This is a genomic window from Butyrivibrio sp. NATIVEDY162, from assembly GCF_045999815.1.
Classification (GTDB): Bacteria; Bacillota; Clostridia; order Lachnospirales; family Lachnospiraceae; genus Butyrivibrio.
The window spans coordinates 1,831,876-1,852,735 of sequence record NZ_CP172573.1; the positions used below are offsets into that span (position 1 = coordinate 1,831,876).

The window sequence follows — 20,860 nt, forward strand, 5'->3', positions numbered from 1 at the left end:
ACCTCCCATATAAGATGCCCAAACTACAGCTGCTGTTAAGATAATTAGAAATACGAAAAGTCGTTTATAATTTATTTTCATTGCGGCACCGGACGATTGTTCAAAATCTGTAAGATGACTGTTTCCTGAGTTATTTTGTTCATCCTTGCGTCCGCGGACAAAATCATCCTGTGTGGAAGGACATCTTTGGCTGACTCAATAATGTCCATCGGAATGCAGTAGTCTCTGCCTTCAATATAACTTCTTGCCTGCGCCGCCCTCAAAAGGTCAAGAAGTGCTCTCGTACTTGCGCCGCACTTGATGCTGTGATTTTTTCTTGTATCCTCAATGATACTGACAGCATAATTCACAAGATCCTTGTGAATCTCAACCTTTGTCACTTCATTTTTCATTGCAATTATATCTTCTGCACCAAGAACCTGCTCTGTCTCTCCATGGAGTGAGCCTCCAAGGAACTCCTCTGCTATCTTTATGGAACTGTCCTGTGAAGGATATCCGACAGACAACTTCATCATAAATCTGTCCAGCTGTGCCTCCGGCAGAGGATACGTTCCTGCCATCTCCATGGGATTCTGAGTTCCTATCACCATAAAAGGTTCGGGAATGGTTATCGTATTACCATCAATAGTGACCTGTCTTTCCTCCATTGCTTCAAGGAGCGAAGCCTGTGTCTTTGGAGAAGTCCTGTTTATCTCATCTGCAAGAACTATCTGATTCACAACAGGTCCCGGTATAACCTCGAATTCACCCTTGTCCATGTGGTACACTGACAAGCCTGTAATATCAGATGGCATAGTGTCAGGCGTACATTGAATCCTCGCAAAGCTGCATGAGAGCGAATCCGAAAGAGCCTTTGCAAGTGACGTTTTTCCCACCCCGGGCACATCCTCTAAAAGAACATGACCGCCTGAGAGAAGAACAGTTATAACCTTCCTTATAACATCATCCTTCCCGATCAGGCGGTTTTTCATATTATCAGCCAGTATTTGTATTTTTTCTCCGGCCCCATTAAAAACTTTTTCCATGTTTTCCCCCAAAACTTATGGCTTCTTACTTTTCCCCATAAAAATTCAGAAGCCATATTATATAGTATTCTAACGGTAAATCATTTACTATTCTACTATATTTCCGACGTTTTCGAAAGAAAATTTAAATTATATCACTCAAAACAGCTCCGGATACCGCTATCAGATCTTGCGGCGAAAGCTCTATCTGATATCCGACTTTTCCTGCGCTTACAAAAATCCTGTCAAAGCCCTCTGCAGTCTCATGCACAAATGTCTTAAACTGTTTTTTCATGCCGATGGGAGAACATCCCCCGTGTACATAACCTGTAAGAGGAAGCAGCTCCTTCTGCTTTATCATGCTAACGGACTTTTCAGAAGCTGCTGCAGCAGCCTTTTTAAGATTGAGTTCCTCCTTAACAGGAACCACAAAAACAAAGTACTGTCCGCTTTTTCCCTGTGTAACCAGAGTCTTAAATACCTTATCGGGGTTTTCCCCCAGAATACCTGCAATCTCTTCTCCGCTCATGGTAGCATCCGGTTTATAAGAATGACTCGTATACTCTATCTTCTTGCCATCCAAAACTCTCATAACATTTGTTTTTTCTTCTTTAGCCATATGCTTCTTCTTTCCTGACTTTACTCAAGTCTCAATAAACTCCTGTCCACTCGTTGCAACAACAATATTATAACTCTTACCATCAAAGTCAAGCTTCCTTAACTACTGCTTCTCCTGTTTTAATGGTTAGCCGAGCGCAGGAGAAATGGGGCTTGCAGGGAATTTAATGTAGAAAGCAATAGTTTTAGTAATTTGTCAGAATCAGGGCAATTCCTGAAATAATCAGCAATATAATTACGAGTTTTTTTACTGCTTTATCATCTATTCTGTTTGCGCTAAGCATTCCCGCTCCAAGTCCAGCAAGCATAAATGGCACAAGGAAAAGAGCTCTCTTAAGTGCAGACAGCGTTATGATCCCATAAATGCTGTACAGGAAAATCCGAAAAGTGTTTTCTATAATAAATACAGTGCAAATATTGGCTTTAAAAGCCTTTGCATTGTCTGTGGTTCTGCCTATGTATGCTCCCAGAAGAGCACCAACGCCATATAATCCACAAAGAAATCCTGACAGCACACCTATTACAGTTAGCAAAATCTTTGATTGTTTTCCTTTTTTACCGGACTTCTCTCGAATGAGCATCTCAAGACCGACAAATATTACCAGTACTCCAAATATCACTTTAACTACAGTGATGTCTGCTTTTTTTAGAAAAACCACCCCTGCAAGACTGCCGATAATCACCATAATTGCCAGCGGGAGACATATTTTCCATTCTATGGATTTTCTCTCTTTCCAGCTTATTATCAGGTTAGTCGGATATCCGAGCACCAGCTCAACAGGTGATATGTTAATATTTGCTGTGCCAAAACTAAGAATCGATGTAAAGACCAGCGTATTGGCAAATCCGCATAATCCCTTTATATAAAAAGCGCATATAGTCGCAATAATCCAAAAAAACATTCAGTTTTTTCCGCCAATCTATTTATTATTTTGCATATTGTTTTTCTGTTCCAAAGAGCATTATACCACCACAATTATGCGAAAACTCCCCCAACCTGCTCTGCTGACTTTGCTGTATTAAGAAGTATATCGTTGCCAAGAATCAGGCACTGAATGTCATAAAAGCAAATTGTTCTGATGAACTGATCGGCTTTATTCAGTATTTAAAGGCTAACATCAAAAACTAAAAAACACCGGCAGAGAAATTAAACTCTGCCGGCATAATAAGCATACCTTCATTATTCTTGAGTAATTATTTTTGCTTATATCCTGTATACATTGTTAACAGAAAACATACTATAGTTGCCCATGCAAAAAACTTGTGATACTTCATATCAATTCCTTTCTGTCTCATCCCTAAGATTTGTCATACTATGCAGCCCCAATGCTATTGTTGAACTGTTATGCAGCATTGCTCCTGTTGCAGGTGCAATGGTTCCCAGTAGTCCAAGAGCTATAAGTCCCAGATTAAATCCCACGACGAAACGATAATTGAAATGTATCCTCTTCATAAGAAGAGTACTAAGTTCTTTCAATGTGATCAGTTTATATAAGTCATCCTCAGATATCATTACATCTGCGATCTGACGGGCAAGCTGTGCCCCTTCACTAATTGCAATTCCGCAATCCGCTTCTGAAAGTGCAGGAGAATCATTGATACCATCACCAATCATAATGACTGTATGTCCCTTCGCCCTCTCCTGCTGGATAAATCCGGCTTTTTCTTCCGGAAGGACTTCAGCATAGTAGGAATCCACACCTACTTTTTTCGCAACTCTTTTTGCAATATGTTTAGAATCACCTGTCATCATGACAATGTTTTTAAATCCTGATTCATGGAGCTTTTTAATAACGTCTGATGCCTCAGGTCTCAGAGGATCCTCAAGGCATATTACTGCTGACAGCTTGCCTCCTATAGCAAGGAACAGCCTTGAATACTGCTTGGATATGCCATCCAGCTTATCCTGCTCCCCATCCGGAATAATGCACTTTTCATCTTCCATAACAAAGTGCCAGCTTCCGATTACAACTTTCTGTCCATCAATATCAGATGCAATTCCGTGAGCGACAACATATTCAACCTTGCTGTGCATCTCATTATGCTCAAGTCCTCTTTCTGCTGCTTCTGCCACAACAGCATTGGCTATGGAGTGCGGATAGTGTTCCTCAAGGCAGGCTGCTATACGTAGCATCTCATCCTTGTCATTTCCTGAAAAAGTAACAACATCCACAACCTTGGGCGTAGCCATAGTAAGAGTTCCTGTCTTATCAAAAACTATGGTGTCAGCATCTGCAATAGCTTCCAGGAATTTTCCACCCTTTACTGTCAGATGATTGTCCTGGCACTCGCGCATGGCAGAGAGCACAGTCACAGGCATTGAAAGCTTCAGTGCACAGGAAAAGTCCACCATCAGCACAGACAGTGCCTTTGTTACATTCCGGGTTATCAGATATGCAAGAATAGTTCCGCCAAAAGTATATGGAACCAGTCTGTCTGCCAGATGCTCAGCCCTTGATTCCACTCCTGACTTAAGCTGCTCTGACTCTTCAATCATCCTTATGATTTTTTCGTATCTTGTGGCACCGGATGCCTTCTCAACTTTAAGGACAATATCACCCTCTTCTATAACCGTTCCGGCATAGACATAGGCGCCCTCTTTCTTTTCAACAGGGATACCCTCTCCGGTAAGTGTTGCCTGGTTGACCATTGCTTCTCCGGATACTACAGTTCCATCCAGCGGGATTACACTTCCAACCCGCACGGAAATCTCGTCTCCGGGAATCACCTGATTGATTGGCACCTGAATTTCAACGCCATCTTTCTTAAGCCAAACCTTATCTGATTTAAGAGCCATACTCCTTGCCAGGTCATCCACAGACTTTTTGTGTGTCCACTCCTCAAGGAGATCTCCAACTCCAAGCAGGAACATAACCGATGAAGCTGTCTCATAATCCCCTGTCAAAAGTGATACAGTTATAGCCGTTGCATCCAGCACAGGCACTTCCAGCTTTTTATTCTTAAGCAGGCTCACAATCCCTTTATAAATAAATTTAGTGGCCATTATCCAGGCTTTTATCCTTCGTAGCGGTGAAGGCAAAAAAACCCTGCATCCATAATGAAGGATCACCCTTGTAAAGAGCTTCTCTTTATACGAAGCCATTAGTTCTCTGCCGGTGCTTTCCGGTACAAGTGACTTAACATCTTCCGCATTGGGGTTGAAAGCACAGATTCTTGATAACAGTTCTTCCCTGTTACCCTTATAAACAACTACAGCATCTGCACTTCTCTCATATACAGTGGCATTCTCCACACCATTAAGAGAAAGCAGATAGTATTGTAACCTATCTGCTTCTTCATAAGAGAATCGTCTTTGTGGCATGGAAAAGCGAATTCGTCCACTAATCTCATGTTTAATGACAATTTTCATATTTGATTACTCTCCAACTACTGCTTCGTCTTCCTTTGTTTTACGCTCATCATTAATTTCTTTTGCCTCAGCAAGAATATCATCACAATTCTCCTGAACCTTGTTAGCTGTGTCCATTACACAGTCTTTTGCTCTAAGCACAGCAGCTGTAGTATGTGTATAGCACTTTTTTGCGTCCTTACTTGAAAGTATCTTAAGTCCTGCTGTTCCAAAAAGCACTCCGCCAAGAAACCATACACAATGATGCCAATTTTTCATAATGATAATCTCCTATTCGTCTACTATTTTTGTTTAAATGCAAAACAAACAAATGCAGAAATCTCCCCACATTTGTTTGTTTCTTCTAGGATATCACATTATGATACGTCTCATAACAGTTGCAGTTGATAACTTTTCTCACTTAATAAAAAAACTAAAATAAATAATCCAAGGACATGTCAGACGATATATCCTTGGATTTACTTTTCTAATTATTTAATTATGAAATCAAACTGTACATATTTTGATTTGCTTGCAGAAACATAAAACTCCACGTACATAACCGTGTTCTGATAGCAGGCTATAACAACATTCCTCTTCTTCCTTGCCAGTCCGGTATTTCGCGAGCCAAACATATTGCTGTTGGCTATTCTCTCAGAATATAAATTTCCATAAGGTGACATTCTTTTTTGCAAAACATTGAAATAGCCATTAGCATAATTTTTTCTCTTATTTGCATGTACCTTAGATATAGTAAAGGAATATGCTTTTTCCTGGGGTGCCATGAATCTGATGACTCCGTATGCCGGGGAATTCTTGCGCTTTTTTATCTTGAATCTGTAGTGTCCCGGTTTAACCTTGTAAGCTATGCTATCCAAATAAACAGGATCATCATTGAAACTTTGTAAGGTTTTTAAGGTTTTCTTTCTTACTTTAGCCTCTACCGTCACAGGATTGGCCATTGTAATAGCCAAAATCATGACAAGTGCCAGGGACAAAAACTTAATGACTAAACATTTTTTATTCTTACCCATTTTACTACCCTCCATAAGAAAACTACCATTTTTAGCGCCTCGAGAGGAAACTAAATCTCCTGTATCATATTTTATGAGAATAGTAATGAAAAAACCATTAATAAAATATAAAATAATTTTTCAAAACATTATTTATATTATGTGGTGATATTATCACAGCTGATGCTGTTCATTCATGGCATTAACCTTTTTTATAATCTGCTTCACTGTGTAATTCCACAGATTTTCTTTCTGACTGTGAACGTAGTGAACACCATTATTCTCCCTTGCTCTGATATGGTGCCTGGTATATGAATACAGGTCGATTGTTTTTACATGATTCTTTTTTGCCCACTTGTTTAGCATTTTATTATAATTAAGCATTATGCCATTGTTGTAATACAGGCAATCTCCAAGGTCCCCGAGCTTTCCATCGTCTGAATAACCTATCGTGCACAAAACAAGCTTCACATTTTTCTTCATAAGTTTTTTGTAATATGAAGAGTACCTTTCGAAATGTCCATGTTCGTTCGCACCCATCCAGGATACGACTAAATCATAATCTTCAAGATTCACTTTCTTTAATGTTTCCTTCCTGAATCCCATAGTCGCACCATCTCTGGCATATACCGTGATATTATTGTAAACCTCGCCCTTTATTTCATGCCTGGTGGCACTGAACATATCTACCGTTCTTGAATCACCAATAAAAAGAACCTTTACATTACTATCTATACATAAATCAGTATATTTTTTTGAAGATGCCTTCGCACTAACTGAGCAGTTATTGACTGGAGCTGCGAAAAAACTTAACGCTATAACCAGTGAAACCAGAATCTTAATATATTTTTTGAATTTTGAAATATTATTGTCCCTCATGACTTTTCCTCCGTAATATAAAATACTTTTTTGTTGATCTACCTTATATACAGACGGAGGCAAAAAAATGTTGCATGGAATTATAAAATATTTTTGAACCCGTTAGAGCGCGCCCATGGCGCGCAAACTTAAAAAGCTGCCACACTAATTAGTGCGACAGCCATTCATAAATTCACTATTTATTTTTTGAAAATTAGAAAGTTCATTTAGTAAGTGTAGCTATATTATATACATAGTATCCATCTGCTATAGGATATCCTTCACTATATAACTGCTGCGCTATAGCCACAACATCGTCCTGCGTAATACTTGAGTCACAGCGAACATGTGCTGCATTTCCACTATCCAGCTGCTGCTTTATTTTTTCAGTCAGATCGCTGATAGTTTCAGCATAATCATTATTCACATGATAGTACTCATATGCATCTGTGGTCGCAGCAGCATCAAATAAATATGCTGTCTTATCAGCTATCAAAAGCTGCGTCGCCATGCCATCTGTTATGTTGCAAAGACCGTTTGGCACTACATCATTGTCATTATTGGTTGTATCCAGAATGCACCAGTTTCCATCAATGTTTACTCTGTTCCATTCATGGCCACCTGCACCATACAGATCCCCTGTCTCAATTATAATGTTAAGTCCTGCCATTCTGCCTGAAAGCGCCATTGCCTCTGCGTAGCTTTCACATACACCATAGTTTTTGCAGAGAATACCATAAGGTGTGTGCGCATCTATAAATGCCATGGGAAGTGCATTCATATCTTCAACCTTATCAGTTGTAGAATCATGGTCATATGCTGCATTTGCACAAAAATAATCATTTAACGCAACTACCTTATCGTATTCGGTTGACAGTCCACTTGTTACACTATCTGCTACTTCCTTGGCTTTTTTTATTTCCTCAACTGTCTTATTTAGTCTATCCTCTGTATCGTCACAATAATTGATTATGTATGTCTGATAATCATATGAATACTGAATATTACTAATAATTCCGCTGGTAGGATTCTGTTTGTACATTGCATATAATTTATTAGCTGTGCCCTCAACATCCGCACCTTCAGGGAACTCGCTCAAAGGTACCGGTATATACTCAGCTCTGGCCATGAGGCAATATGTAAGCCATTCCTCTAAGGCAGAGTCTGCATAAATCACATTATCAAGTGAAACGCCGCTCTGCTGCTGAATTTTATTGATATTCTCCTCTACGTAATATGCTACTTTCCGGAACAGTTCGTCAGTTGCACCTGTCCCTACTGTAGTCCCGGGTTCACCGGGTGTTGCAGGCTCTGCAGGTGCTTCAGGTTCTTCACTTGGTGTTTCAGGTTCTGTAGGCGTTGTAGGTTCTTCGCTTGGTGCTTCAGGTTCTGTAGGCGCTGTAGGTTCTTCGCTTGGTGCTTCAGGTTCAGAAGGTGCTACAGGCTCTTCGCTTGGTGTTTCAGGTTCTGTAGGCGCTGCAGGTTCTTCACTTGGTGCTTCAGGCTCCGCAGGTGCTACAGGTTCTTCGCTTGGTGCTTCAGGCTCTTCAGGAGTTACAGGTTCTTCGCTCGGCTCTACAGGAACCTCCGGCTCAGGTGCAGGTGCTGGCTCAGTCTGCCTTCCGGTTTCCTTTTCTATTTGCTGTGTATATTTTTCTTCTTCCTCCCTGTTAGGGACGTTAGAAACATTTATATCAGTATCCGGCTCATCAGTCGGCATTGTAGCAGCAATATTGTCCTGTCTTACACCCAGCTGCTGCGCCTGTGCTTTAAATTCATTATAGGGCATACCATGTATAGTTATTCTGAATGGTGATAAGTCCGTGTGGTAAACAGTAGGATATAAATAAAAAGTTGTGGAATCTTCATTCTCATATCTGGCAGTAGAACCATGATAATTTATAAGCATCTGCATGGTCTTATCGTTTACTGTAGTCATATTGACAAAAGTAGGCATATCCATTACATTCCGGATAGTAATCTCCATACCATTATTCTCTACCTTATAAGGTAATAAATCTGCGACGTCATTTGAGTCTACAATATTGCTGACACCGGAAGTCTGTCCATTCTTAATAGTAACTACAGCAAATTTAGAATTCTTGGTATTATGAAGATCTGAATTCATAAACAACTTCTCAGAAGTAGATACATCATAGCCGTTTTCCCGGAGCTCTTTATTAACAATGTCAGCCCACTTATCAGAATCAAGCTGTCCACCAAAATTATCAGAGGAAGCCTTTGTATCTGTTGTTTTATAAACCAGCCAGAAAGCTTCTCCATCAATTTGATAGACCAGATAGCCAGTAGCGCCTGTTACAGGTGCCCATTCCAGATAATAATTATTGCTGGAATCAATTCGCTGCTTAAGAGTTGTCGATTCAATATCATGCCTGATACTAAAAGGTGTAATGATAGGTTTAGCCAGTTTAGAGCCTGTCATAAGATCATATTTCTGCACCAGATATAACTTATTAAGACTACCCCATGTTCCGTCGCACTCTACTTTCCATGCATCAGCTATATTTGATTCTGCAGTCACTGTACTTTCCGGAATGTCGTAGAACTTATCTACAACACTGGGTCTTACTATAAGCTTACCATTTTGAATTTCACATGTTGCACAATTACGGATGTATTTATCTGAGTTATCATAATCAATTGTCGTATAAACTCCAAAAGCATCATAATAAATTGAACTAAGGGCCTCTTCGTTGCAGTCAAATGTAAAAATGTGGTTATTCTCAACGTTATAAACAGGCTCATTAAAATCATTTGCGTTCTCAGCGGCTGCTGATGCATACTTATTTTTTATATTAGTTAAAAGATTGATTGTACCACTCTGACTGTTCATGTCGTCCGTAGCAGCCTGATTGTTCTGACTGCTTAGATCATTTTGAGTGGTCTTACCGATAGATCCTGTTATTTCAGAATCCCAAGAATCATTCATAGAAGGCTTTGCTTCCAATCCGGACTTTGATAGCAATTGGTCTACCGATGTATTGCCACATCCTGCTATCAGTCCTGCGCTCAGAGCAATAACCAGAATTGACGATAATTGTTTTTTCATATTCCCTCCTGACAAAAATTTCTTCATAACAATTTCCTCCAAAATATAATTATATTAGCCTTTATCTTATATACAGACAAGAGCCGGAAAATGTTGCAGGAGAAAAAAATTTTTTCCATATATTATTATTTCTGACATTATTAAAATGAGAAAAACATTACTGAAGACTTAGAATATATTTCATCCAGAAAGTTGACATCAGATATGGAATATTTCTGTAAACAAAAAATACCCCTATTACGACCGCACAAAGGAATAAAAATATATTTTCACAAAGTTTCATCCTTGTGTCTCCGGTCCGTATCAGGACTATGCCTTTATATAATATAAACAGTCCTAAAACCGGCAGCAGTGTAACTGACAATATATTGTAATCCATGGCGGCATGAATATTTCCTTTAAAAAGTGCCAGATATGCATGCGTAAGTCCGCACCCCGGACATTTTAATCCCGTAAAAAGTCTGAACACACAGGGAATTCCTACACCGGTCAAAGCGTAGACAACAGAATTTGCAATAAGTATCCCTGCAATAATTGCTGCTTCCGATAGGACTGACTTTATTTTTTTATTTTTATAATTATCTTTATCTGACTTTAAGCTTTCCATAGTAAATTCCGCAAACGGTTTTCCTTTCATTTAAAAAATCTAAGCCAAAAAACCGTAAATAGCAAGCATATACTACAGAATATTCACATTTGCCACAGTCCCCACCGCAGCCTTTGCTGCAGCAGGATGCATCAACTCTGCGAATAACCCCAATATGCTCCAGATATTCAATCTGTCTTTTTACATCCTCTGTTGTTGTGTGAAGCTCAATTGCCAGAAGCTTTTGAGTCCTTGCATGTCCATCACTTAACAGATCAAGTAAATCCTTCATGGCCACTCCTTTTTTCATCAGAATCAGAAAATGATCATTCCGACCCGATAAGCAATCGCTGCAAGAAGTAGTGCTGTAGCGGTATAATAAATGGCAATCCTTGCGGTCCATTTTACTGAATACGTCTCCTGAAAAGTTGCTGCAAGCGCAACAACACACGGCATGTTAAATGTCATTGCAAAGATAAAGGCAAGAGCTTCTTCTTATTTCTTTACATGAAATGCATCCATTCCCGGATAAACAGCGCTGTCGCCAAGCTGCTCTTCAATTCTAAGAAGCTGATTGTATTTTGCTACGCGCTCAGAGCGGCTCGGTGCTCCGGTCTTGATCTGGCATGTGTTAAGAGCAACTGCCAGATCTGCAATAGTTGTATCTGCAGTCTCACCTGAACGATGTGAAGAAATTGCTGTGTAGCCTGCATTATGAGCCATTTTGATAGCTTCGAGTGTTTCAGAAACTGAACCAATCTGGTTTAGCTTTATAAGGATTGAGTTACCTGCTCCAAGAGAAATACCCTTGCTCAAGCGCTCTGTGTTTGTAACAAAAAGGTCATCTCCCACAAGCTGTACCTTGTTACCGATTTTAGCTGTCATTTTCTGCCAGCCTTCCCAATCCTCTTCGTCAAGGCCATCCTCGATCGAGATAATAGGATACTTATCTACAAGGCTCTCCCAGTGAGCAATCAACTCATCTGATGTAAACTCTTTGCCGGACTTAGGCTGCTTGTAGAAGCCTTTTCCTTTTTCACTCTTCCACTCAGAAGCAGCTGCATCCATAGCAATCATGAAATCCTTACCGGGTTCAAAACCTGCCACCTTGATAGCCTCAAGAATTTTCTCGATTGCTTCTTCATCGCTCTTCAGCTTGTTAGGTGCAAAACCGCCCTCATCTCCAACAGCAGTTACATCTCCCATATCCTTTATCAGCTTTTTCAGATTATGGAATACTTCTGCACACCAGCGGAGAGCTTCTTTGAAAGAAGGAGCGCCAACAGGCATGATCATGAATTCCTGTGTATCTACAGCACTATCAGCATGTGCTCCACCGTTAAGAATGTTCATCATCGGAACAGGAAGTCTGTTGCCGGACACACCACCAAGGAACCTGTATAAAGGAATATCAAGCGACTTGGCTGCTGCCCGTGCTGTAGCAATAGAAACAGCAAGTATAGCATTTGCACCAAGGTTTGATTTATCCTTTGTGCCATCCGCCTTGATCATGGCAGCATCAACTGCATAGGTATCAGATGCATCAAGTCCAACGATTGCATCATTTATTACAGTGTTAATGTTCTCCACTGCCTTTGTAACACCCTTTCCCAGATATCTGGATTTGTCACCATCACGCAGCTCCAATGCCTCAAACTCACCGGTTGAAGCTCCGCTGGGTGCTGTTCCTGTTGCAACAGTACCATCTGCAAGAGTTACCTCTGCCTCAACAGTAGGATTTCCTCTTGAATCAAGAATCTCTCTTCCTATTACTTTTTCAATTTCCAAGTATTCCATATATAAGTGCTCCTTTCCGCTTAAACACAGAATTCCCCTTTTCATAGCCGGTCATAGGTCCCGGAATGAAAAAGGGGAACTCACATGATTTACTCAACAAGTTAGCAACCGCTAACACCGTTAATTTTAATATTGTGGTTTTCCACTGTCAACAACTCTTAATGAGTATTTTTATCAGCTACAAATCTTGAAAAATAGGTTAGCATATGCTAACTTCTCTTTCGAAAGCATTTAAATAAATTACATTTTATTCCCAGAAAGGATATGAAAAGTATGAGTAAAGTTAAGGTGGTTTTTTGGAGTGGAAGCGGAAATACACAGGCAATGGCAGACGCTGTCGCAAGCGGAATCACAAGTGCAGGCGGAGAGGCTGAGGTAGTAACATTTGATTCTCTTAGCCCTTCGGATGCTGCAAATGAATCAGTCATTGCCTTTGGTTGTCCTGCAATGGGCGCAGAAGTTCTTGAAGAAGGAACTGTTGAACCATTCATGGCTGATTATGAGACAAAGTGCAGCGGCAGGAAAGTTGCCCTTTTTGGATCCTACGGTTGGGGCGACGGTCAGTGGATGAGAGACTGGCAGGACAGACTTGTCGCAGCAGGTGCATCGATCATTGGCGGAGAAGGTGTAATTGCCAACAATGCCCCTGATGATGACGCAGTTTCACAATGTGAAGATCTTGGAAGACAACTTGCCCAGGCATAACCTTGCCAAGGTATCGTCTGATCAAGGCATGAGTTGACTTCTCCTGAGTTTTCTTACACCTCAAAAGGCATTGGTCACCTTAAACATGGCCAATGCCTTTTTATCTTGGATTTTCGCCAAAAGTAATCTCCTTTATTACTTTTGCGAGAAGATATTGTTTATCCTCCGCGTCTTGAAAAATCACCTCATGCAAAAAAGAATATATTAAAAGTCATATCTTTTTATTTCACAGTTTTTTATACCAAAGGATGAAAACTCCTCATTATCCATCTCTCTGAAATATGACTCCAATATCCTTGCTATTCCGTTATGTGCAACAAGGATATATGTCCTATCATCCTCTTTGATATCATCAAGAAGATTATAAATTCTTTGTGCCAGCTGGAGCATGGATTCACCTGTTCCAAACCTGCTAGCCATGTCCTTCTTCGCTTCATGGAATTCTCTACCATCTCTGGCAGTAGATTCGTATCTCCCAAAATTCTGCTCTATAAGTCTTGGTTCTATCCTCATTGGAATCCCGGTTATTTCAGATATATGCCGGGCTGTCTCTGATGCCCTGACAAGAGGTGAAGTAAGAATTTCATCTGCTTTGATCCCACTTTCAAGAATCTTTTTTCCTGTCTCTATAGCCTGCTGATGTCCAAGCTCTGTCAATTCTATATCAGTCGCTCCGCATATCTTGTTTTCAACATTCCAGACGGTCTGACCATGTCTGATAAAATAAAAATGTCCCATTTCTCTACTGTCATGCCTCCAAAAAATCATATTCACTGTTGCAATATTTAAACCAAATTCCTTAAGTATTCAATTACTTTAAGCAGATCTTCGCACACAACCTCTGATAATTCTCTCATCTCATCATCTGCAGGTATCATATCAGGTACCATTATCGGACGCATACCTGCAGCATGGGCTGACCTTATTCCATTGTAAGAATCTTCAATAGCAAATGCATCAGCAGGATTAACCTTCATCTTCTCACAGGCCATACTGTAAATCTCAGGATCAGGCTTAGAGACTTTGACAGCGTCTCCACCGACTATTTCTTCAAAAAAGTCTATGAGGCCTGCATCCCGAAGCTCTGCCTCGACCACTGCTTTTCTGGTTGATGACGCTACTGCACATCTGATGTTCTCTGATTTAAGATATTTCAAAATCTCTTTTACGCCATTTTTCACTGGCAATTTACCGCCATCATATTTTTCATGAAACAATCTGCTACTCTCAGAGAGAAGCTTATCCGCTATGCCCTCTCCTAAAGAATCTGCATAAGCATCTTCAACTATCTGGCGGGTCTGATTATTATTTGTTCCAATGCATCTGTCGAATACTTCACGCACATCTGTTATTCCATATCCTGCAGCTATTTCTGTCCAGGTATCAAGACACGCCCTCTCCGAATCAAAAATCACACCATCCATATCAAAAATCACACAGTATCCGTTATTCATAGATTTTCCTCTTCTTTTCCTCGATCATCTTTCCATTCATTTTATTATTATAGAAAACACATCGCAATTTTTTCTTTAAATATGTGCCAGAAAAACTGATTGTATTTTCAACACAGGTATCGTACGATTTTGATGATATGCGCATAATGATTATTGTCACCAGTAATCAATACAAATCGGGAGGAAGCTGAAAATAAATCGATGAAGGATTTTAGAATAGTTTTTTCTGACATAGATGGAACACTTTTAGACAGCCACCATAGAATACTTAACGGAACACTTGGCGCAATAAGAGCACTTAAGGAGGCTCAGATACCGTTTGTCATAGTCACTGCCAGAGGCCCATCATGTGTACGGCCTATTTTTGAGCGATATGGATTTACCTGTCCCATGATATGCTACAGCGGGGCTCTGATAATTGATGAAAACAACAATATTTTACATTCAGAAGGATTTGGGGCTAATGAGGCACGAAAAATTCTCTCATTTATTGAGGATGGCAATTTCCCATGTACCTGGAATATTTATTCAGAGGAGCTTTGGATAGTAAATGACAGATCAGATGAGCGTGTCAGGATAGAAGAGGATATTGTAGAGGTTAGTGCAACAGAGGGTAATATAGAGCTTTTGCCCAAAGATGCAGTAGTAGGGAAGCTTCTTTGTATGTGCGAATCTGATGACATATGTGATATTGAGGATGAGCTGAAAAAAAGATTTCCCGACTTATCCATAGTCAAATCATCTGATGTATTACTGGAAATAATGGGAAAAGATATTACCAAGGCAAGCGGTATTAAACGTCTTTGCACTGATATGAACATTCCGCTTAGTAAAGCGGTGGCATTTGGCGATCATTTTAATGATGCTCAGATGCTGAAAGCTGTGGGATTTCCCTTTTTAATGGGGAATGCTCCCGATGAAATGAAGAAAGAATTTTCATGTGTAATCGGCAATAATGATGAGGAAAGCATTGCATCAGCTTTACAAAGTCTTGGGCTAAATATTTGTTATGCCTAATTTGCATCCTCTGAAAGCTCGGGCTTTCTCGGGAGGTTCCCATACAGAAACCGGAGGCTTGTCGCGTTCCCTGTATGTTTGTCTTTCTAATACATATATCGGCGCAGACAATCCTTCACCTAACCCCTTTTGAAAATATATTATTTTTTCTCTTTTTCCCTCAAAAAATAAAACTAATATTCACTAAGGTAGTTCAGGCCTTCGCCAAACTACTCCCGAAATGGAGTGACGTGTGATCACCTTTCTCGATGATCTCCATATGTATTTTTTCTTTATCTTATACAATGTTAGATGTATATCATATATATATTTGACATTCATCAAACTATATGGTATTTTATATTCATCAAATAGTTATTAGATAATCATCTAACACAGGAGAACACATATGAAAGCAGAGATTCGTGAATTATTCCAGAACAGAAACTATCGTAAAGATTTATCAGCAGAGCTCATCAATCGTTTCGGTGATTCAGTAGACGCCATTGCCTCCTCCTGGATCGTATATGAGATTACAGGTCAGGCCAGCTGGTCAGCTATCATCTATGCCCTGAACCGCATTCCTACAATCTTCCTTACTCCCCTTGCAGGTCCCTGGGTTGAGCGTCACAACAAGAAACTGATCATGGTTATCACAGATCTTATCAGAGCTATCTGTGTAGGAATCATAGCAACTGGGCTTCTCATGGGATTTTTGAATGCTCCCATGATCGCTGTACTGAGTCTACTAATCTCCAGTGCTGAGTCCTTCAGAATTCCGGCAGGCACAGCTCTTTTCCCTCAGATTGTTCCCGAGCACCTCTATGGCGAAGCAATGTCCATGACCAAAGCTGCTTCCAGCACCGTCGAACTTGTAGGTACAGCCATCGCCGCTGTGATCATCGCTCTTATCGGCAGCTCAGGCGCCATATACGTTGACATGGTGACCTTCATCCTTTCAGCTCTCATCATCCTCTCTATGAACCTTAAGGACGACAGCAGCAAAAACACTGAGAGCTTCAACATTTCTACATATATGAAGGACCTCAAGGACGGTTTTATGTACTGCGCTACTAAAAAAAGACTTGTTTCCATCACTATGATCGTCCTTTTCTTAAACGGAATCCTTGTTCCCCTTGACAGCCTTAAGGCTCCCATGGTCAACGAGCTTTTACACGGCGATGCTCTTTTCCTTTCAGCCTTCGGCACCACCTTCGTTATAAGCATGCTCGTGGGATCACTTATATTCCCCATGATTTATAAGCGTTTAAATGCTAAAATGGTGCTGGTAATGGTTTCAGTTGTTATCACTGTTGTTTATTTCATCATAGTTGCTGCGTCACCCTTATACACCAATCCTTACATCGCTCTTGGCTTCCTTGTATTGCTGACCGCAGCCCTTGGTCTTTGCATAACAATCGCCAACATGTTCCTTGGTGTTGAGTCATATCGCATAATAGATAAAGAATATCTTGCAAGAACATCCAGCATCGGAAATGCCCTTGGATCAGCAATCATGCCAATAACTGCAGGACTTATAAGTGGATTACTTCAGTTTTCGAATGTTTCACAGATTTTCCTTGGCGCCGGTGTTGTTGCAATCGTATTTTGCACTGTTCTTATTGCAAAAGGTGATCTTGACGAAAAGGAAACAACAGTTAAATCAGAGTCTATGGAGGCAGTATGAATAATTTTTATCCTGAGATACAGTACGTACCCGAGAGTATCACATTACTTAATATGATTGCACAGCCCGCCGGATTTGAAACGGAGTACATGAACAGGATTGCAGCAAGATACGGTATTACACCGGATGAGGAATGCAAAGAGTATATTGATCTTCTTCAGGAAATCGAAGATACTGCCAGGGCTGAATTTGCTAAGGATTCTGAGGATATTCATTTTTTCTGCGGTATGGAAAAAATCGACGACAACATCAAAACCTTTGCCAATATCCTTATGCTGGTTGGAAGTAGTGTTCTTCGAGAAAACTCGGTGTCAAAATATTACAATGAGCTAAAGAATCTATCCGATGCCGATTACACTAAACGTTTCTACTATGAAGTTAAAGTCTATGACTCCCGCACTGTTGATGAGGATATTGAAGGTGAGATTTCCGCCCTGGACGTATTTGAGTTAATACAACAGAAGGATTTTTCCGATGCTGAGAAGCTACATTTGCAGAAGCTTTTCATTCATCATAAGGAATACTGTGAGAAGTTCGCCGCTCTGATGGAACGCTCCGCCAAAGTAATTAAGAAGTTTGAAAAAAAGCTATTGGCTAAAGGGAAAAAAGTCATTGCTTACTTTGAAGGCATCTTAAACGGAACATCAATGGCAACATACATCATGCAGGGATTCTATGGCGATCTGGAATCCGAGATAAGTTTCGATAACTGTGATATCTATATTTCATATATAAAAAGCGCTGTGATGAGTTTTTTCTTTGAAAAACCTTCATCCTCTAAGGCTACAGTCAACATCGGAGCAATCTATAACCCTTCCGTCAAAATTGGAGATCTGCTAAAAAATCTCAGCAGTCTCGATGAGGATAAGGTGCTCTTAATGCTGAAACTCCTTGCAGATAAGAGTAAATTTGAGATTTTGTCAGCCACAGTGGACAAACCGGCCTATGGCGCACAACTGGCATCAATGCTGGGACTTACCACAGCCACTATATCCCATCACACCTCTGCTCTTCTTGATCAGAATCTGCTGACATTGGACAAAGTGGACACTAAGGTATACTACCGCGCTAATCCTGATATGATCCGCGCATTAGTGAACTATATCCAAAAAGAGTTGTTGCATGAATAAATTCCGACTTTTTAAAGAAAATGTAAAGGTTGAATTTTGAGCGGGGGAAGAAAATTTTACTCCCTCGCACAAGATATCTTTTCAGGTCCATCTACTCCAGACTCATAATGAGCCCGGAATTCCATATTTATCTCCCGAATCTCTTTTTTACCATCGATGTAATCCTGATACATATCAGCAAGTCCCGCCATGCATCCGTCACAGGAACCGCTGATATTTCCTATAGACTCTGCTACAATCTTCTCCCGCTGCTCTCTTGTTGTGTCTTTTATTAAAATTGAAGCCATCTTTCCTCCTTACCTACATCAGCTGTCACAGTCTGATATAACAGATAGTGAAACTATTTTACTCCCTCAAGTCTCATCATGAAAATAGAATACTCATCATTCTGGTAATCAAGATCCGGTGAGTTTTCGCCACCGCCATTTGTGCTTCTCTTTATCTCAGCGTAGAATTCTTCACCCTGATTTACCACATCCATAACAGACATCTCAAGGCCAATCGCTGTTGCAATTTTGCAAAAATCATCCAACGGGTTAATCGACTTTCTTGTATCAAGTAGTCTCTGTTTTAACTCGTCGTCCTCTCTTGCTCTTTCAAGCAGTAAGTCAAGTTTTTCAGTCATCTCCATACAGCACCTCCGTATAAAGCCATTTCGATTCTTCCAACAAAAAGATATTTTTACTATAACAGAAAAAAAGCCATTTAACAGTAAATTGTACTGTCAAACGGCTCTTTTCCTTACACATATTGTTTGTTACCAGACTATATAGTGTAAAAACTTTATCTTATACTTTAGCCTCCATAAACTCATCTATAGCCTTAAGGACAGGCTCGGCATACTTTTCATCACCAAAAAGCCATTGTTCATGCTGCATATCAAATTCTCTGATATCAGGATTTCGGAAGTATTTCTTATAGCGCTTTAGGTATTTCTCTCCCATTTTATTCGCATAGATGAAATGCGGAATAGTATGTTCAACATGAATATCATCCTTAAGATGGGTCAAAAGATCTGTGTAATACTCGTTCTTTATTGACTCAGGATTGAATTTCGAAAAGCATTGCATGAACTTCTCTGCGGTTTCTTCACTCATATCAAAAAAACTTTTGAGCTTCTCTTTAGTCTTGTTTCTCTTCTTCTCCCCTTTGGTAAAACTGGTAAGCAGAGGAACTACTAGTTTTGACTGAAGATATGCACTTACTTTCCCGCTTTGATCCAAATCAGGGCTTCCGAAAATTCCATGGTCGATATGCACTTTTTCTCTCATGATCAGCTGACCCACGAAAGTTGATCCAAGTGATGATCCAATAGCTCCGTCAAGTCTTCCCCCATGATTATCCTTTATGTACTTCTCGATTTTCTCAGTGACAGTTATGATGTCCGGAAAGATCAGGTCACTGCCATCAAAGCCATCATAGTTTACACATATCAGATGATACTTCTCAGAAAGCTCTGTTATAACTGTTCCAAAATTTGTTTGATAATCACAACATGTTCCCGGCAATAACATGAGCGTTTTACCGGACATATTCCCCATTTCTTCAAATTGCATTTTTCATACTCCTTTTGGCTTAATGGTTAGCAATTGCTAACTCTAATATATTATACTACCCGGTTGCCAAATTCCAAGTAGTTCCATCATGTATTCTTAACTAAATCTACTTAAAAAAGTTTATTTATCAACTTCCCATTTGATACCGGAATATCTGCAAGGCCTTTGGGTATCCTCAGCTCTATTACTACATGAATATGCTCTTTATTCCTGCGACTACTGTTACCCTTTATTATAGTTGCATGAGCATCCACCTCTGGATCCTCAAGTAGCGGAAGCACCACATAGTACAATTCATCCTCATCAAAAGAGACACTGCCAAGCATCCTACCTGTGACAATCTCTTCGACTACTGCCCGTCCCTCGCGCAGGTAGATATTAAGCGGCTCGCCGCAGTTTATCCCGGATCCTCTGCTGCCGCGGGGCTCATTTATGATGAAGCCGCTAAAAGAATATACTTCCATGTTGCCATCTTCACGAATCTTCTTGCCGATTTTCCTGGCAGCATCTGTCGGTAGGATATATTCCTGCATCATGAGATGGAAAATATTTTTTACCTTATCAGGAGTAAGCGTGACATCATGATCCGTCATAACTTCCTTACAGGCCTCGAGAACACTCTTTGCAAAAAGAGGGAACTCCTCCATGTCGGGATCCCAGACAAATCTGCCCCTGGCCATCTTGGATGGTGGCAGAGCTTCATCATAGATTTTGAACTGGAAGAAGATGTTCCGCTCTGAGAAAGCTCTTTTGTTCTCAAAAGCATCCCAGGTAAACTCATAAGGTTCAAGGTATGTCCCGCTCTCAGTTTCCCGGATCTTCTTGTAGGCTTCGATGATCTGGCGAATCTTCTCATCATCTTCCGGAGCTCTTTTCCCGGTAGGATCAGAGTCAGGATGATACATGATGAGGAGCTTTTTGTACTTTGCCTTGATCTCCCTGTCGGTATTCTCTTTAGATACGCCAAGTATCTTGTATGCTTCCTTTAGTGTCATAAGTAGTTTCCTTAGTTCAGGTCTTCCCTGACCAAATCCCGT

General features: G+C 40.3%; 21 protein-coding genes. 4 read left to right on the forward strand and 17 right to left on the reverse strand.

The features are described 5' to 3' along the window. Nucleotides 1-77: 77 nt before the first annotated feature. The 11 genes from ACHCNF_RS07455 to eno form a co-directional block, all read right to left on the reverse strand. The gene (locus ACHCNF_RS07455; RefSeq protein ID WP_408072158.1) at nucleotides 78-1,025 is read right to left on the reverse strand and encodes an AAA family ATPase; all 948 of its coding nucleotides are present in this window, start codon (nucleotides 1,023-1,025) and stop codon (nucleotides 78-80) included. Between the two features lie 124 nt (nucleotides 1,026-1,149). After that, nucleotides 1,150-1,623: a Cys-tRNA(Pro) deacylase gene (gene ybaK / locus ACHCNF_RS07460; protein ID WP_408072159.1), complete on the reverse strand. Its 474-nt coding sequence runs from the start codon at nucleotides 1,621-1,623 to the stop codon at nucleotides 1,150-1,152. 184 nt (nucleotides 1,624-1,807) lie between these two features. Continuing rightward, nucleotides 1,808-2,524, reverse strand: coding sequence for a sulfite exporter TauE/SafE family protein (locus tag ACHCNF_RS07465; RefSeq protein ID WP_408072160.1), 717 nt, complete (start codon nucleotides 2,522-2,524; stop codon nucleotides 1,808-1,810). Between the two features lie 374 nt (nucleotides 2,525-2,898). Next, a complete protein-coding gene (locus ACHCNF_RS07470; protein ID WP_408072161.1) occupies nucleotides 2,899-4,992 on the reverse strand; it encodes a heavy metal translocating P-type ATPase in 2,094 nt (697 codons plus the stop codon). 6 nt (nucleotides 4,993-4,998) lie between these two features. After that, a complete protein-coding gene (locus ACHCNF_RS07475; RefSeq protein ID WP_408072162.1) occupies nucleotides 4,999-5,250 on the reverse strand; it encodes a DUF6110 family protein in 252 nt (83 codons plus the stop codon). Nucleotides 5,251-5,462: 212 nt separating this feature from the next. After that, nucleotides 5,463-6,005: a hypothetical protein gene (locus ACHCNF_RS07480; RefSeq protein WP_408072163.1), complete on the reverse strand. Its 543-nt coding sequence runs from the start codon at nucleotides 6,003-6,005 to the stop codon at nucleotides 5,463-5,465. A 153-nt stretch (nucleotides 6,006-6,158) separates the two neighbouring features. Beyond that, on the reverse strand, nucleotides 6,159-6,863 hold the full coding sequence (locus ACHCNF_RS07485; protein WP_408072164.1) for an SGNH/GDSL hydrolase family protein: 705 nt from the start codon (nucleotides 6,861-6,863) through the stop codon (nucleotides 6,159-6,161). A gap of 202 nt (nucleotides 6,864-7,065) precedes the next feature. Beyond that, on the reverse strand, nucleotides 7,066-9,912 hold the full coding sequence (locus ACHCNF_RS07490; protein WP_408072165.1) for a transglutaminase domain-containing protein: 2,847 nt from the start codon (nucleotides 9,910-9,912) through the stop codon (nucleotides 7,066-7,068). A gap of 157 nt (nucleotides 9,913-10,069) precedes the next feature. After that, nucleotides 10,070-10,519: a DUF2752 domain-containing protein gene (locus tag ACHCNF_RS07495; RefSeq protein WP_408072166.1), complete on the reverse strand. Its 450-nt coding sequence runs from the start codon at nucleotides 10,517-10,519 to the stop codon at nucleotides 10,070-10,072. Continuing rightward, nucleotides 10,497-10,790 carry a hypothetical protein gene (locus ACHCNF_RS07500; RefSeq protein WP_408072167.1) on the reverse strand — a complete coding sequence of 98 codons (294 nt, stop codon included), beginning with the start codon at nucleotides 10,788-10,790 and terminating at the stop codon, nucleotides 10,497-10,499. Before ACHCNF_RS07500 ends, ACHCNF_RS07495 begins: the two co-directional genes overlap by 23 nt. 203 nt (nucleotides 10,791-10,993) lie before the next feature. Next, entirely contained in the window at nucleotides 10,994-12,295 is a 1,302-nt protein-coding gene (gene eno / locus ACHCNF_RS07505; RefSeq protein ID WP_408072168.1) for a phosphopyruvate hydratase, read from the reverse strand. Between the two features lie 273 nt (nucleotides 12,296-12,568). Here eno and ACHCNF_RS07510 point away from each other — a divergent pair, with 273 nt between their 5' ends. Continuing rightward, nucleotides 12,569-13,000, forward strand: a complete 432-nt coding sequence (locus ACHCNF_RS07510) for a flavodoxin (RefSeq protein WP_408069235.1) — start codon at nucleotides 12,569-12,571, stop codon at nucleotides 12,998-13,000. A 204-nt stretch (nucleotides 13,001-13,204) separates the two neighbouring features. Here ACHCNF_RS07510 and ACHCNF_RS07515 read toward each other — a convergent pair whose 3' ends face one another. Together ACHCNF_RS07515 and ACHCNF_RS07520 are read right to left on the reverse strand one after the other, a co-directional pair. Continuing rightward, the gene (locus tag ACHCNF_RS07515) at nucleotides 13,205-13,738 is read right to left on the reverse strand and encodes a histidine phosphatase family protein (protein ID WP_408069236.1); all 534 of its coding nucleotides are present in this window, start codon (nucleotides 13,736-13,738) and stop codon (nucleotides 13,205-13,207) included. A 47-nt stretch (nucleotides 13,739-13,785) separates the two neighbouring features. After that, a complete protein-coding gene (locus ACHCNF_RS07520; protein WP_408069237.1) occupies nucleotides 13,786-14,454 on the reverse strand; it encodes an HAD family hydrolase in 669 nt (222 codons plus the stop codon). Nucleotides 14,455-14,655: 201 nt separating this feature from the next. Between ACHCNF_RS07520 and ACHCNF_RS07525 the strand changes: the two genes are divergently transcribed. From ACHCNF_RS07525 to ACHCNF_RS07535, 3 genes are all read left to right on the forward strand, one after another. Beyond that, entirely contained in the window at nucleotides 14,656-15,471 is an 816-nt protein-coding gene (locus ACHCNF_RS07525; protein WP_408069238.1) for a Cof-type HAD-IIB family hydrolase, read from the forward strand. Between the two features lie 388 nt (nucleotides 15,472-15,859). Further along, the gene (locus ACHCNF_RS07530) at nucleotides 15,860-17,137 is read left to right on the forward strand and encodes an MFS transporter (RefSeq protein ID WP_408069239.1); all 1,278 of its coding nucleotides are present in this window, start codon (nucleotides 15,860-15,862) and stop codon (nucleotides 17,135-17,137) included. Next, nucleotides 17,134-18,267: an ArsR/SmtB family transcription factor gene (locus ACHCNF_RS07535; RefSeq protein WP_408069240.1), complete on the forward strand. Its 1,134-nt coding sequence runs from the start codon at nucleotides 17,134-17,136 to the stop codon at nucleotides 18,265-18,267. Before ACHCNF_RS07530 ends, ACHCNF_RS07535 begins: the two co-directional genes overlap by 4 nt. Nucleotides 18,268-18,323: 56 nt before the next feature. On the opposite strand, the gene ACHCNF_RS07540 is transcribed toward ACHCNF_RS07535, so the two are convergent. The 4 genes from ACHCNF_RS07540 to ACHCNF_RS07555 form a co-directional block, all read right to left on the reverse strand. Further along, nucleotides 18,324-18,554, reverse strand: a complete 231-nt coding sequence (locus ACHCNF_RS07540) for a purine biosynthesis protein PurH (protein WP_408069241.1) — start codon at nucleotides 18,552-18,554, stop codon at nucleotides 18,324-18,326. 53 nt (nucleotides 18,555-18,607) lie between these two features. Then, entirely contained in the window at nucleotides 18,608-18,898 is a 291-nt protein-coding gene (locus tag ACHCNF_RS07545; RefSeq protein ID WP_408069242.1) for a hypothetical protein, read from the reverse strand. A gap of 157 nt (nucleotides 18,899-19,055) precedes the next feature. Next, nucleotides 19,056-19,823 carry a 2-hydroxy-6-oxo-6-phenylhexa-2,4-dienoate hydrolase gene (locus tag ACHCNF_RS07550; protein ID WP_408069243.1) on the reverse strand — a complete coding sequence of 256 codons (768 nt, stop codon included), beginning with the start codon at nucleotides 19,821-19,823 and terminating at the stop codon, nucleotides 19,056-19,058. Nucleotides 19,824-19,933: 110 nt separating this feature from the next. Beyond that, a complete protein-coding gene (locus ACHCNF_RS07555; RefSeq protein ID WP_408069244.1) occupies nucleotides 19,934-20,818 on the reverse strand; it encodes a J domain-containing protein in 885 nt (294 codons plus the stop codon). Between the last annotated feature and the right edge of the window lie 42 nt (nucleotides 20,819-20,860).

Coding starts and splice junctions, on each gene's coding strand:
- ACHCNF_RS07455 (WP_408072158.1), bottom strand. CDS start 1,025: ATGGAAAAAGTTTTTAATGGGGCCGGAGAAAAAATACAAATACTGGCT.
- ybaK (WP_408072159.1), bottom strand. CDS start 1,623: ATGGCTAAAGAAGAAAAAACAAATGTTATGAGAGTTTTGGATGGCAAG.
- ACHCNF_RS07465 (WP_408072160.1), bottom strand. CDS start 2,524: ATGTTTTTTTGGATTATTGCGACTATATGCGCTTTTTATATAAAGGGA.
- ACHCNF_RS07470 (WP_408072161.1), bottom strand. CDS start 4,992: ATGAAAATTGTCATTAAACATGAGATTAGTGGACGAATTCGCTTTTCC.
- ACHCNF_RS07475 (WP_408072162.1), bottom strand. CDS start 5,250: ATGAAAAATTGGCATCATTGTGTATGGTTTCTTGGCGGAGTGCTTTTT.
- ACHCNF_RS07480 (WP_408072163.1), bottom strand. CDS start 6,005: ATGGGTAAGAATAAAAAATGTTTAGTCATTAAGTTTTTGTCCCTGGCA.
- ACHCNF_RS07485 (WP_408072164.1), bottom strand. CDS start 6,863: ATGAGGGACAATAATATTTCAAAATTCAAAAAATATATTAAGATTCTG.
- ACHCNF_RS07490 (WP_408072165.1), bottom strand. CDS start 9,912: ATGAAAAAACAATTATCGTCAATTCTGGTTATTGCTCTGAGCGCAGGA.
- ACHCNF_RS07495 (WP_408072166.1), bottom strand. CDS start 10,519: ATGGAAAGCTTAAAGTCAGATAAAGATAATTATAAAAATAAAAAAATA.
- ACHCNF_RS07500 (WP_408072167.1), bottom strand. CDS start 10,790: ATGAAGGATTTACTTGATCTGTTAAGTGATGGACATGCAAGGACTCAA.
- eno (WP_408072168.1), bottom strand. CDS start 12,295: ATGGAATACTTGGAAATTGAAAAAGTAATAGGAAGAGAGATTCTTGAT.
- ACHCNF_RS07510 (WP_408069235.1), top strand. CDS start 12,569: ATGAGTAAAGTTAAGGTGGTTTTTTGGAGTGGAAGCGGAAATACACAG.
- ACHCNF_RS07515 (WP_408069236.1), bottom strand. CDS start 13,738: ATGGGACATTTTTATTTTATCAGACATGGTCAGACCGTCTGGAATGTT.
- ACHCNF_RS07520 (WP_408069237.1), bottom strand. CDS start 14,454: ATGAATAACGGATACTGTGTGATTTTTGATATGGATGGTGTGATTTTT.
- ACHCNF_RS07525 (WP_408069238.1), top strand. CDS start 14,656: ATGAAGGATTTTAGAATAGTTTTTTCTGACATAGATGGAACACTTTTA.
- ACHCNF_RS07530 (WP_408069239.1), top strand. CDS start 15,860: ATGAAAGCAGAGATTCGTGAATTATTCCAGAACAGAAACTATCGTAAA.
- ACHCNF_RS07535 (WP_408069240.1), top strand. CDS start 17,134: ATGAATAATTTTTATCCTGAGATACAGTACGTACCCGAGAGTATCACA.
- ACHCNF_RS07540 (WP_408069241.1), bottom strand. CDS start 18,554: ATGGCTTCAATTTTAATAAAAGACACAACAAGAGAGCAGCGGGAGAAG.
- ACHCNF_RS07545 (WP_408069242.1), bottom strand. CDS start 18,898: ATGGAGATGACTGAAAAACTTGACTTACTGCTTGAAAGAGCAAGAGAG.
- ACHCNF_RS07550 (WP_408069243.1), bottom strand. CDS start 19,823: ATGCAATTTGAAGAAATGGGGAATATGTCCGGTAAAACGCTCATGTTA.
- ACHCNF_RS07555 (WP_408069244.1), bottom strand. CDS start 20,818: ATGACACTAAAGGAAGCATACAAGATACTTGGCGTATCTAAAGAGAAT.